This window comes from Hoylesella buccalis ATCC 35310, assembly GCF_025151385.1.
Classification (GTDB): Bacteria; Bacteroidota; Bacteroidia; order Bacteroidales; family Bacteroidaceae; genus Prevotella; species Prevotella buccalis.
This window is the reverse complement of the sequence record NZ_CP102287.1, coordinates 3,237,787-3,250,936: the sequence shown is the minus strand read 5'-3', so window position 1 is coordinate 3,250,936 and position 13,150 is coordinate 3,237,787. Positions and strand designations below refer to the sequence as shown.

7 protein-coding genes and 1 other RNA gene are annotated in these 13,150 nt (G+C 42.3%); 5 read left to right on the top strand and 3 right to left on the bottom strand.

The annotated features are described in order from the left end of the window. Positions 1-36 precede the first annotated feature (36 nt). Positions 37-1,101: a butyrate kinase gene (gene buk, locus NQ518_RS13335; protein ID WP_227207789.1), complete on the top strand. Its 1,065-nt coding sequence runs from the start codon at positions 37-39 to the stop codon at positions 1,099-1,101. Between the two features lie 454 nt (positions 1,102-1,555). Here buk and ssrA read toward each other — a convergent pair. The 3 genes from ssrA to NQ518_RS13320 form a co-directional block, all read right to left on the bottom strand. Continuing rightward, positions 1,556-1,954: a transfer-messenger RNA gene (gene ssrA, locus NQ518_RS13330) on the bottom strand. A gap of 188 nt (positions 1,955-2,142) precedes the next feature. Further along, on the bottom strand, positions 2,143-4,587 hold the full coding sequence (locus NQ518_RS13325) for a phosphodiester glycosidase family protein (protein WP_227207787.1): 2,445 nt from the start codon (positions 4,585-4,587) through the stop codon (positions 2,143-2,145). Positions 4,588-4,689: 102 nt separating this feature from the next. Continuing rightward, positions 4,690-6,093: a hypothetical protein gene (locus tag NQ518_RS13320; RefSeq protein WP_227207785.1), complete on the bottom strand. Its 1,404-nt coding sequence runs from the start codon at positions 6,091-6,093 to the stop codon at positions 4,690-4,692. A 295-nt stretch (positions 6,094-6,388) separates the two neighbouring features. Here NQ518_RS13320 and NQ518_RS13315 point away from each other — a divergent pair, with 295 nt between their 5' ends. The 4 genes from NQ518_RS13315 to NQ518_RS13300 all read left to right on the top strand — a co-directional run bounded on the left by NQ518_RS13315 (position 6,389) and on the right by NQ518_RS13300 (position 13,140). Next, the gene (locus NQ518_RS13315) at positions 6,389-7,237 is read left to right on the top strand and encodes an alpha/beta hydrolase (protein WP_227207783.1); all 849 of its coding nucleotides are present in this window, start codon (positions 6,389-6,391) and stop codon (positions 7,235-7,237) included. 388 nt (positions 7,238-7,625) lie between these two features. Continuing rightward, complete coding sequence (locus NQ518_RS13310; RefSeq protein WP_227207382.1) at positions 7,626-8,228, top strand: RNA polymerase sigma-70 factor; 603 nt, start codon at positions 7,626-7,628, stop codon at positions 8,226-8,228. A gap of 82 nt (positions 8,229-8,310) precedes the next feature. Continuing rightward, the gene (locus tag NQ518_RS13305) at positions 8,311-9,297 is read left to right on the top strand and encodes a FecR family protein (protein WP_227207384.1); all 987 of its coding nucleotides are present in this window, start codon (positions 8,311-8,313) and stop codon (positions 9,295-9,297) included. A gap of 330 nt (positions 9,298-9,627) precedes the next feature. Continuing rightward, positions 9,628-13,140 carry a SusC/RagA family TonB-linked outer membrane protein gene (locus tag NQ518_RS13300; RefSeq protein WP_227207386.1) on the top strand — a complete coding sequence of 1,171 codons (3,513 nt, stop codon included), beginning with the start codon at positions 9,628-9,630 and terminating at the stop codon, positions 13,138-13,140. Positions 13,141-13,150: the final 10 nt, after the last annotated feature.

The window sequence follows — 13,150 nt, the reverse complement described above, 5'->3', positions numbered from 1 at the left end:
GCCGTTGCACCTGATTCCTACAGAAATAATCAATTTATGTTCCACATATTAAGCATCAATCCCGGCTCTACATCCACCAAGATAGCCGTTTTTGAAGATGAACAGATGCTGTTCACCCGTAACATCAAACACTCTGTTGCCGAATTAAGCCAGTTTGACCAGCCCATGGATCAGCTGGAATACCGTCGGCAACTGGTTATAGACACCCTCAAGCAGATGGAGGTACCGTTCAATTTCAACGCCGTCATCGGTCGCGGTGGCTTGGCCAAACCTGTGGAGAGTGGGGTCTATGAGGTAAACGAACGCATGCTCGAGCTGACACGCAACGCCTTACACCAGCATGCGTGCGACTTAGGTTGCCTCATCGCTTACGACATTGCGAAGGACATTCCCGGCTGTCTGCCCTTGATTGCCGACCCCGGCGTGGTGGACGAGCTGTCGCCTTTGGCCAAAATCAGCGGCTCTCCCCTCTTACCGCGCTATTGTATCTGGCACGCACTAAACCAGAAAGCCATCGCCCGACGATATGCACGAGACATCGATAAACGCTATGAAGACCTTAATCTTATCATCTGTCACCTGGGGGGCGGCATCTCCATCGCAGCCCACGAGCATGGCCGCGCCATTGATGCCAACAACGCCTTGGGTGGCGAGGGACCTTTCTCTCCCGAGCGAGCCGGCTCACTACCGGTGGCCGACCTGATACGCTTGTGTTTTAGCGGCGAGTACACCATGGAGCAACTCCTTAAGAACGTGACAACAGAAACGGGACTTAGAGCGCATCTAGGCACCAACGACGTGAAAGAAATCCTACAACGCATCGACCAGGGCGATCAGCATGCGCAACTCATCCTCGACGCCATGCTGTTCCACACCGCCAAAGCCATCGCCTCAGAAGCAGCCGTGCTGTACGGTAAAGTAGATGCCATCTTGCTCACCGGAGGCATCGCTTATTCCGACTATGTGGTGAACAAACTGAAAGAACGTTTAGACTTTCTGGCACCCGTCATCACCTATCCCGGCGAAAACGAGATGCAGGCCATGAGCAACAACGCCCTTGCCGTGCTGCGGGGAGAGCTGAAGACGAAAGAATACCAATAAGTCGACAGCACACGAATGTTGCAAAGCGGCGATGTGTCGATGGAGAGATTGTGCCAACAACGTGTGTAACAAACGAACTCCAAAACGCATTTGACTATTTTGGGGTTCCAAGGAAAGAGCTTTAGTCTTGAGGGGCAAACGGAAATCATCTCACTAAAACAGCTAAGGGCGGTTCTATAAATTAGCTTTGACAGATTGTGAGACTATTTTTGAGGTCAATTTGTTTGTAAGTGAAGGAGTATAGCGAGCTATACGACTGAACGAATAAGCAAATTGAACCAAAAAGAGTCCACAAGATGACAAAACGTAAAAAAAGACTGACATAAAAAACTTTACGGTGGTAATTTATAGAACCGCCCATATATTGCAATGGGATGCCAACATCAGGCAACCATCAACACCCTAAAACGTCAAAAGACTGGTAGCCACCAAAGCAGCTGCCAGTCTTTATTTTTAGTGGACTTGCGGAGATTCGAACTCCGGTCCGCACAAGGAAACCATACGTTTTCTACATGCTTATTTCAGCCTTCGATTTTCGTGCCACAGCAAGACCTGAACCACCAACTGCGACCTTATCCTCTAAATTTCACCTATGCATCGAGGCGTACACGGGCTATTTCCGATTTACCTGCACCGCTTGACCCTCAGATTCGGAACAACATCCTTGGAGCAGTGTCTCGTTCCATCATCTAATGACGGAATAAAGCTAATAATCTACTATACTTCGATTAAGCAGCGAGAGCGTAATTATTTTCGCCAATTAATTCTTTGATAACTGAGATTTAGGAGCCAGCCACCGAAGCTCCGCATGCTTACATACCATTTCGACTTGCCGTCAAATCCATACAAGCCCAGGATGTAGAATGCAAAGATACATCTTTTTTCTTTACTTCATATACTTTCCCGCAAAAAGTTTTCCTTGACGGAGAGTAAACTTTAAACTTTAACCAAAAGAGTATTACACAATATACATTACAGCCGCTGCCTTCATCATTTTAGTCGAATAAAAACAGCGGCTGCACTACACCTACAAATTGGTTATTAGTTCCACATCACCTTTACTGTAGAATGTTTCTTGCCGTGATATACCGTAATAATATAAAGACCGTTGGGTAAACCATTCAATGGAAGCATGTAAGTTCCACTCTTAATTCGTCCCCAATAGCTTTGACGCACCACGCTTCCTGCAGCTGAAGCCACTTCCACACGCACATTTTCTTCCTTATCTAAGTCAAGAGCCACCTGTGCCCCCTTGCCTGCAGCCATTGTAACAACAGGCTTTCCACCACGTTCTAATACAGGATTCACGATACTTGTAGCCACATTTTTATATATCAAAGCAAATTGCTTGATTTCTAAATCATAGCTTTTCTGTGATACCATTCCTGCACCTCCTATGGAGAACTGCATAAAATTGAAGAACAGAGGATAGGCACCACGATCATTAGCATGTTCCATCAGGTCAGACAATGCCAAGCTAATGGTATTATCTTTATTCTTCTCGAACGATGTGAATTCTTTATTAATCGTTTGTATTCCTCCGTTATTCTCTTTAAAACGCATACTTAATTTGTGTACGTTTATATCGCCAGGATTGAACACTAACTTCACCGTGTCAGGCAAACTATACAATGCAACCTCACTATTATAAGCCACATTAGTATTACGTCCCGACTTATACGTAAAAGTTGTCTTTATCGATTGTTCTGTAGGAGTATTCACAAGGCCCTTCAAATTAGACGATGTGGTTACTTTCCATGACGCATTAGTAAAAGGCAGAACAACCCTTGGACTTTGTTCTGCCACCTCTACCATCACCTTTATCTGATCTCTGTGTGTACCCAAAGTTCCTGTAACAATAGCTGTTCCATTCTTTAAGCCACGCAGAACACCATTTGTAACCGTACAAACAGTAGGGTCATCAACCTCCCAAGTAAGCGCACCGGGGTAAAGCCCCATTAAGGTTCCTTCTACCTCTGTTTGCACTTCAATAGGGTAAGCTACCTTATTATCGAGCAAAACAGAATCTAAACGAATAGAAACAGAGCTTTCAGCCAACTGCTCTATGATAATTTTTGTTGTAGCACCATGATATGTTGCTGTTATCTCACCGCTCTTTGTTCCTGATGCTAAGAAGCTGCCATCATCAAGAATTTTTCCTACAGCAGGATCAACTGTTTGTATAACACCCTCTACATTCTTTGAAACAAGAACGCCATACTGGTTATAACCATAGTACAAAGGTGCATAAACACCATATCGAGGTAGGCGAACACGCTCTTTTACACATCGAATCTCACTGATATTATTATCGGTAGGAGCTGTAGAAACCACATAAATACCATTTGAAACAGCACGTTCCTGACCATCGCTAACCTTGTTCATCGGACCAAAATCTTTCAAGAACAAACAGCTTGAACCTCCACCATCTAAGTTGATAGCATCAACAGCACCTACAAACCGCATAATTTCAGCCAAATCTTTTGTTGAAGCTCCTGTCGAGATCGTGCTACGACCATCAACTACACAGTGAATAGCCGTTTTTCTATCTGCTGTATAACCAAAACCCGTACGCGGGTGAAGCTCGTTCCATACGTCGCCTGTGCTCACTACTCCATCCCTAATTATCGCACTTCTTGCATCGCCACCTACAATCTCTGAGAATGGTTTCACAGCACCATCTAAGGTGATGTTAAGCGCAATTTTTACTATAGCGCCCTCAGTTAGTGTATTTAAGGCGTCAGCACCAGCACCGTGACCCGACAGCACTGCATATCCTGCGGGAATCTTCATATTGCCTTTATTCTTGACAATCTTTTCTACTTTGGCTTCCAATACTTTATTAACAGCCCAAGTATAACCCTCCGAAAGCTTTACCAACACTTCAGTACCATATTGATTAGTATGTGTATAACCTCCGTTATGCTGATTATAAAGCACTATTTCTCCTGCCTGACGCAAATGATTTACATGCGCAATTGAATAGTTATTACCACCTACTGTCAATGTTCCTGTATAGTCAATACCACCTAAGTACGGCACTTTGTTATCGTCAAAAGCTAAACCCATTCTGCGCCCAGCTTGCAGAGGGTTATTAGCAATCTCATGATCAATCATTGTATAGCCGCAAGGCAGACCCACATAACCTGTTGTATTGTAGAAGTCGCCATTAGTACCTGCAAGATAGGTAAAGCCCTCACGACTCTTACGTGCTGCCACACGTGTAGGCTGTTCGCCTCCATAAATAGAGTCGTTACCAATAGCGGCACGATAGGTAATATAAGGATTTGTCAGGTCAACCTTCAGAAAAAATGCGTTCATACGCCTACTTCCTCTAAACTCCAGCGCCATATACTGCATACCCGGACCTGCTTTAAACATAGCCGTTGTATCAACACTGTAGCTTTTTCCACCAATAAGCACATCGCCTGCCTGTGCACTAACACACAACAACAGCAGGAGGAAGCTTTGTAAAATCTTCTTCATCGTGTTTTTCTGTATATAATTGTTATAAAGAGTATACTTCTATTGTAATGAAAAGAAGAGAGTAACGGCTACTCTTCACACCGCACTCCCTTCTCTGTAACGTTAGTCTATCACCATCTTTGTTGCCTTCTTGCTACCATCTGCTGCCTGAATGCTAAGCAAATAAACGCCCTTTGCAGGTGCCTTTACAGTGCGTCCATCAGCTGATGTTGCAACTTTCTGTCCGTCTAAAGCAAAAAGATTGATTTCCTTTGCCTGAGTATTTACAGTTACCGTACGGCCATTAACGGTGAAGTTAAAGCCTTCTGCAGTCTGCAGTTTAACGCTTGTTGCGCTTGAATTTGTAAATTCATATATTCCGTAACCGTTACGATATGCATACAGATTAATCCTTGCTTTCTTCTGTCCATCAGCTCCTTCTACCACTTCTACACGTGGAAGAGCTGTTCTTACTGCATTAGACACTCCACCTAAACCTGCTTCTGGGAAACGGTAAAGCAGCTGCATGTCTGCAAATGAGCGCCCATCGTCCTTGAATTTAAACAAGTCAAATGCCTGAGGAGGGTCGTTATTGGTGTTGGTAGAAGCCACAATAAGGTAGTAAGAACCATTAAGTTCGAACTCGGTTACACCGTTCTGGCCTGTTGCTACTGGTGTTAATGGAACATTATTTTGGAAACCATCAACCACGCTACCGTTCATATCATAAAGCATTGGCATAGTTGAGAAACCGTCATGATAGAACAACTCGTCGTCAAGAATGTTGATACGAGGTGCTGCACCTGCTGCAGTAACTTTCTTTGGATTAAATTCTGCCAACACGATTGTCTGGGGATTAGCAACATCTGCCACACCATTCGACACATTATATTTAATTACAATATTACCCGCTCCAGGCTCATTACTACTGATAGGCAGCATAATAATACCCTTACCATTTAGAATATCTCCGTAGATATCATAAGTATCTACACGCATACTCTTTTCAAAGGTTGTAGGAAGTGTAGCATTAAACACAGTCCTATAGGTTACAGGATTCTGCGAAACGTCCACATAGTTTATTCTTAATGTGTGTGCAGCACCCTCGCCACGCATATCAGTAGCCATGTTTGCAACAAAAAGATGACCAGCATTATCAGCTTGAACGTCATTCGCAATGAAGCCAAGCTTTACCTCTCCGTCTTTCCACATCTCTTCAGGAAGCTCAATAGTACGAAGCAAAGCACCAGTAGTTCCGTCTAATTCTACAAGATGCGAAACACCTTCTGGTGTTCTATTGCACACGTACATTTTGCCACCTACTACAGCCATGCCTCTTGCGTCACCCTCAACGCCGCCAGGATACACTGCTTTTCCGCCGTTCAGAACAGCTGAATTCAAATAGAGGTTGGTGAGTTGCTCGCCAGATGCCGTTGGAGCATAAGTAGCAGGATCTTTAAATGTTTGCGCTGTTGCAACAACGCCACACAGGCCAATAGCGGCCAAACTAAGTAAAATTTTTCTCATATGTATTAGGTTTAAAAAAATATTATCTTATAGATTCATTTTGTCGTTTCTGCAATATAGACTTGTATACTAACAAATCATACCGTGTGCTGTATATGATGTAAAACCGACATTCTCTCGCAAATATACATAATAATTTTGTATTTGCAACCTTTTTCTATAATTTTTCCTACACCTTTCAGGCCTCAATCCACATTTTTTCACCACAATTCCGTCTGCGATTCACAAAAACAATGTACCTTTGTGGAAATTAAGCATTTCGTGAACGAAACGACAGCAATCAAATAACAATACAATGAACAAACTTATTTCATTTTTCCTCGTCACCTTCCTGGCCCTCAACGCATGGGCTGGCAAGATAGTGACCGACAGTATTCACAGCAATGTGCTGGATAGTACGATGACCTACAATGTCTATCTGCCCACAGGATACGAACTGTCATCACAAAAGTACCCCATTGTTTACTTGCTGCATGGGCTGTATGGCACTTATAAAGATTGGGCTTCGAAGGCAAACGTGAAAGAAGTAGCCGACGAATTAATAGAGTCTCAGGAGGCTGTGCCCATGGTGATTATTATGCCCAATGCAGGAAATCCCGATGTAAGGAATCAGTGGAATGGCTATTTCAATATGCCTGGCTGGAACTATGAAACGTTCTTCTTTACCGAACTGATGCCTGCCGTGGAGAAGAAATACCGCGCCATAGGCGATAAAGCCCACCGCGCCATCATGGGACTCTCAATGGGTGGAGGCGGCAGCACGGTGTATTGCCAACGCCATCCCGAGCTTTTCTCGTCATGCTATGCCATGAGTGCTTGGTTAGACAATAAAGAACCAGAGGTTGCCCCACATGGGAAGGACAAATTGTACTATGTTTCTAAATCGGTACGTGACCATTCGGCAATTGATTTCGTTGCGAACGCTGACGAAACAACGAAACAACAGATGCGTTCTGTTCGCTGGTTTTTCGATTGCGGGGATGATGATTATTTGGTAGAATTATCCTTTAAGATTCACCAACTCTATGCCAAAGCGGGCATCAAAAGCGAGTTGCGCATCAGAAACGGCGTACACAACTGGGAATATTGGCACAGCTGTTTGCGCACGGCCTTACCGTTCGCCTCCATCGACTTCCGCAGATAACTGATAAACAAGGAGGGTGCCACACCAGTGTCTTGCCGAAGCCTGTCTGTGACAGTGTATAGCCCCTTCATTCCAAACTCATTGAGTTTGGAGGTCAATCTCCATGAGTTTGACCTCCAATCTGTATGACTTTAGGGTGTAAACTCAATGAGTTTGAGAAGCGTCAATCAATCTTGCATAAAATACAGTCAATGACAAGCCCCTCACGAAGCAAAGAAAGCAATTATTCCTTCTATTTGTTTTGATAAACAACATCAAAAATGTATCTTTGCCTTAGCTATTAAACAGAACAGTCAACTACTGCGCAAACCGAATCATTCAACTGAAGCCCACTTTTCATAAAAAATAATATTGATTTGATACCGCGTTTAGAAACATAAAGTTGATTATGGACGACAAATTTTTAATCAAACAACTCAAAAGTGGCGATAAACTTGTATTCAGGCAGTTGTTTAAAGGATATTACCCGCGCCTAAAAGGATATTGTTTGAGATTCGTTTTCGATGATGAACTTGCTAACGACATTGTCCAAGAATGCTTTCTCAAACTTTGGGAAAAGCGTAAGGAGCTTACAGGCATATCTATTCGGTCACTATTGTTCACCATGGTGAGAAACAGCTGTCTGAATTATCTCAAGCATAAGGCCATTGAAGAAAAATATCAAGCAGCTTACTATGATATCAAGCAAGGTGAAGAACGCCTGTATTCACTTGATTTCACTGGATCAGCAGACGGTCTCTTGCTTTACGAAGAGCTTCAAGAGCAAATAAATATTGTATTGGAAAACCTACCCAAAAGGTCAAAGGAAATATTCTGCATGAGTAGACTGAATGGACTTAAAAATAAAGAAATTGCCGAACAACTGAAAATATCTTCTACTGCTGTCGAAAAACATATTTCAAAAGCTTTACATGCCTTTAATAAATATTTCAGAGAAGCCTATCCGTTTGACATACACACTATAATCCTTATAATCTTAGCATTACATTAACTCTTTTTATCTTTTTTTTCTTGACTTACAAGTTGGGAACAAGTGATATAACTTGTTATATCTGTAAGAAACTGAAATAAGTATGACAATTGAAGAAAACATATTGAAGAACCTCGCCTATAAATATTTTCAGGGAGAATTAGAAGCCAAGGACGAAAAGACTTTATACGATTTCATCCAAACAACCTATGGGCAGCAACGCCTCAGACAGTGGGAAGAAGAATGGATTAGTCAAGCTGAACAATCTGATCGTGATGAGGCCGCCTGGAAGAAGTTGGAAAGTAAAATGTATATCAAGGAGGCTATTTCTCCATCAATACTACATTCCAGAAATGCGATGTTTTGGTTAAAGACAGCGGCAATTGTACTTCTTATATTGAATGTAACAATGGGACTTTGGTTGGTATTCCAAAAACAAACTCCGGTTACATACCAAATATGTGAGGCTCCATACGGTGAAAAGGCCAAATTAACCCTACCAGACGGAACAAACGTGATGCTCAATTCAGGCTCCAAACTGACGTACTCTAATCAATTCATGGCGTCAAACAGAATTGTAGAGTTAAGCGGCGAGGGTTATTTTGAAGTGACAAAGCAAGATGGCAAGGATTTCACAATCAAAACGAAAGAATGCAATCTTGTTGTGAAAGGTACCAAATTTAACATCTCTGCGTATGATGACGACACAGAAGTGGTTACCTCTCTATTTGAAGGAAAAGTTGTTTTAATGGGCGACTCCAACTCTATAGAAATGCAACCAGGTGATCTTGTGGCTTACAAGCTTGACACCCACCAGTTTATCAAGCAACAGACCAAATCTCTACAAGCAAAGGCCTGGATAGATAGCAATATCGAATTTGACGACATCTCACTTGGCGAGTTATGCAAACGTCTTTCGCGCCAATATAATGTAAACATTCAAGTTGCTTCCAAACAATTAGAAGATACACACTATAGTTTATCATTAAGAAATAAGGAGTCTATTTCAGAAATTTTGAATGCACTGAAAGAACTGATCCCCATCAAGGTTGTATACCAAGAAAAGAAGATACTCATCTCCTCTTTGTAAACAGACAGGATGTTTACAATCATTTCTATAAACATGAATTTAATCTTCAGCACATAGCATCATGGCTTTGCTTGAAAGTGCTGTTGGGTCTATTTCCATAAACTATTCCTCAGACTCAACACCGACGGCAGGTTCCATGCACATGCTATGGACTGCCGTCGGTGTGTATTGAATCAAATGCCACTATCTATCTGACATGGCAATTCTCACCCCTAAAAAACAACACAAGGGTTGGGTAAAACGTAAGCTGGTTGTTATATCTGTATAACCTAAAGAATCAGGTTTGTTTAAACAGACATGATTAATAATTAATAAATCTAATGAAGTAATATGTATTTTCGAAGTAACTCTTGCCACAGACTACTTTTTGTTTCTTTATTGGTAATTGGCACAACGCTATCGTTTGCACAAACAATTACAAAAGATTTCAAGAACGAGCCTTTAAAAAAAGTTCTCAAAGAGGTTGAACGACAAACCAACTATTCCATCATCTATAAAAAAGGAGAAATAGATGAGAATCGTCGTATAACAGGACGCTTTCAGAAAAGCACGCTTGAAGAAACACTGAATACCATTTTAGGAGATAAGATTGAATACAAACTGCAAAACAAATTGATTATTCTTTCTCCTAAACACAAAGCTATCACCAAAGCCTCTTATAACACAAACAGAAAAATAACAGGTAAGGTTGTTGGCGCTGACAACGAACCTATCATTGGAGCAACCCTTAAAATCAAAGGTAAAAATACTGGTGCCATAACCAATGTTGACGGTGTTTATGTGTTGGATGCAGAGGATAACGACTTAATCACCATTTCGTATATCGGTTTTGAAAGTAAGACATTGAGAGCAAACCAGCTAAAGAATAATGGAACAACGGTGCTTACCGAAAGTTCTCAATCACTCAATGAGTTGGTTGTTATAGGTTATGGCAGCCAGAAGAAAATAAATCTTACTGGAGCTGTAGCCGTTGTTCAAGGCAAGGAGATGGCAGGACGCCCTTCACCTCGTTCATCCCAGATGCTGCAAGGTTTGGTCCCCAACATGAATATCACGTTTTCTTCAGGCTACCCCGGAGTTTCACCAAACATCAACATCCGTGGTGTGAATTCCATTAGTGGAGGTTCTCCCTTGATTCTGATTGATGGCATTGAAGGAAACATAGACCGCATCAACCCCAACGACATCGAATCGATTTCGGTACTTAAAGATGCCTCATCGGCAGCCATTTATGGTGCACGCGCCTCGTATGGTGTCATTCTTGTGACTACTAAGAATGGCGCATCCGAAAAACCTACAGTCAACTACGACGGAAGATTCTCATGGAGTTCCCAAACAACCTCTACAGACTATGAAACCCGGGGATATTATTCGGCTGGTATTAACGACTTGTTCTACTCCAATTATGCCGGCAAGCCCTATACCAATTATACGGAAGACGACTATAAACAACTTTGGGCCAGACGTAATGACAAAACAGAGCAACCAGAAAGGCCATGGGTGGTGACTGACCAGCGAGACGGAAAAGAAACATACATTTATTATGCGAATTTTGATTGGTACAATCATCTCTTTCGTAAAACCCGACCAATGTGGGAACACAATGTAAGCATCAATGGCGGAAACAAGAAAACCAACTATTATCTTTCTGCCAACACGGCATCACAAACAGGAATTTTCAAACAAAATCCCGACCATTACCTTGTATATAACATCCGGGGAAAGCTCGGCATTCAGCTTACGGACAAGATTCATCTAACCAACAATACAAAATATCACTATGATAGCTATTCCTATCCTGGATTGGCAGGCGTGAACAATACATTCAACGGAATCACCAACCACGGCCTGGCAAGTTTTGTACCTACCAATCCAGATGGCAGCATTGTATGCAAGACATCGCTGAACAACGAGATCATCATGGATGGTGTCGGTGCCATATTGGAACACGGAAAACACAATAATAAGGACAGAAGACACGAATTCTCCAACACTATAGAGTTATCATGGAATGTACTTAAAGGACTGAATCTGCATACCAACTACAGTATTGTTCAGTATAACTACATCACTAAAAACCGAACGGTCAACATTCCTTATTCTCACTATCCTGGTGAGACACAAACACTCACAACAGGTTCCATGGTGAACAAACTGACAGAAAACCACACAAACCACACCTATCGGGCCTTCAACGTATATGGTGACTACCAGTTTGATTTGGACGGTCACCAATTCAAAATGATGGGTGGCTACAATTTTGAAAGCAAGAAACTAAAGGACACATCTGCTTCCCGACAGGGATTGCTCTCAGACGACCTCGATGATTTCAACCTGGCAACAGGAGATGTCATGAATATCAATGGAGGACAGAACGAATATGCCATTGTTGGACTTTTCTATCGATTGAATTACTCTTTTAAAAACGGGCGCTACCTCATGGAAACTAGTGGAAGATATGACGGAACCTCCCGCTTCCAAAAAGGTCACAGATTTGGCTTCTTCCCTTCAGCTTCTGCTGGATGGCGCATTAGTGAAGAACCGTTTTTCAAACATCTTAAAAAGACATTCAGCAATGTAAAGCTGCGAGTTTCTTATGGTGCGTTAGGCAACCAACAAGTTGGATACTATGATTACATACAAACCATCAATACAAACAGGACGATGTCGTACCTGTTTGGCGATCAACAAATGGGAAACTACGCCAGTGTTTCCGACCCCAACAGTGCAGACTTGACTTGGGAGAAGGTGTCGACAGCCAATATAGGTTTAGATTTGGGAATGCTTAACAATAAACTAAATCTAAACTTTGACGCTTATATCCGTGACACAAAGGGCATGCAGGCCGCCGGCAAGAAACTCCCTGCTGTTTATGGTGCAAAATCTCCGAAGCAAAATGCTGCGAACCTAAGAACAAAGGGATGGGAATTAGCCTTAACATGGAACGACTCTTTCCAACTACAAGGTAATCCATTTAAATACAATTTCACTGTGGGTGTTGCCGACAACACTTCCGAGATTACAAAATATGACAACCCCTCACGTATTCTCAACGATTATTATGAAGGCCAAAAGTTAGGAGATATTTGGGGATATGTAGTTGATGGCTATTTCTTAACTGATGAAGAAGCCACAAATTATGAAGTAGACCAAACAGCTGTCAATTCAATCATCAATTCTTCGCAAGTTGATCCTGGAGTACACGCTGGTGACCTTAAGTTCGTCGATTTGGATGGCGACAAGAAGATTTCTATTGGCGCCAACACAGCTGATCATCCTGGTGACCGCAGAATCATCGGCAATGCGCTGCCTCGTTATACATATAGCTTGCAGACAGGAGCAAGCTGGGCTGGGTTCGATATCTCAGTATTCTTCCAGGGTGTTGGAAAACAAAATTGGTATCCAGGACAAAATGCCCTCGGGTTCTGGGGGCCCTATTCTCGTCCTTACGCATCATTTATTTCATCTACCTTCTTAAAGGACGTATGGAGTCCTGACAATCCCAATGCTTATTTTCCACGTCCACGTGGATATATCGCCCTTAAAAGCAATAGAAGCCTGGGTGCGGTAAACACCAAGTATCTTCAAAACTTGGCTTATTGCCGTATCAAGAATATCACAATGGGCTATACACTCCCCGCGCAACTTACAAACAAGGTTGGAGTAGAACGCATACGTATCTATTTCAGTGGTGAGAACCTGTTTACATTCACTGCTCTCCGTAGTAAATATATTGACCCAGAGCAAGCATCAGCTCAAAACTCTATCCGTTCTGGATCGAGCACGGCAAAATTGTATCCTTGGTCAAAGACATATTCGTTTGGCTTATCTGTAACATTTTAAAGCATTATAA

Coding starts and splice junctions, on each gene's coding strand:
- buk (WP_227207789.1), top strand. CDS start 37: ATGTTCCACATATTAAGCATCAATCCCGGCTCTACATCCACCAAGATA.
- NQ518_RS13325 (WP_227207787.1), bottom strand. CDS start 4,587: ATGAAGAAGATTTTACAAAGCTTCCTCCTGCTGTTGTTGTGTGTTAGT.
- NQ518_RS13320 (WP_227207785.1), bottom strand. CDS start 6,093: ATGAGAAAAATTTTACTTAGTTTGGCCGCTATTGGCCTGTGTGGCGTT.
- NQ518_RS13315 (WP_227207783.1), top strand. CDS start 6,389: ATGAACAAACTTATTTCATTTTTCCTCGTCACCTTCCTGGCCCTCAAC.
- NQ518_RS13310 (WP_227207382.1), top strand. CDS start 7,626: ATGGACGACAAATTTTTAATCAAACAACTCAAAAGTGGCGATAAACTT.
- NQ518_RS13305 (WP_227207384.1), top strand. CDS start 8,311: ATGACAATTGAAGAAAACATATTGAAGAACCTCGCCTATAAATATTTT.
- NQ518_RS13300 (WP_227207386.1), top strand. CDS start 9,628: ATGTATTTTCGAAGTAACTCTTGCCACAGACTACTTTTTGTTTCTTTA.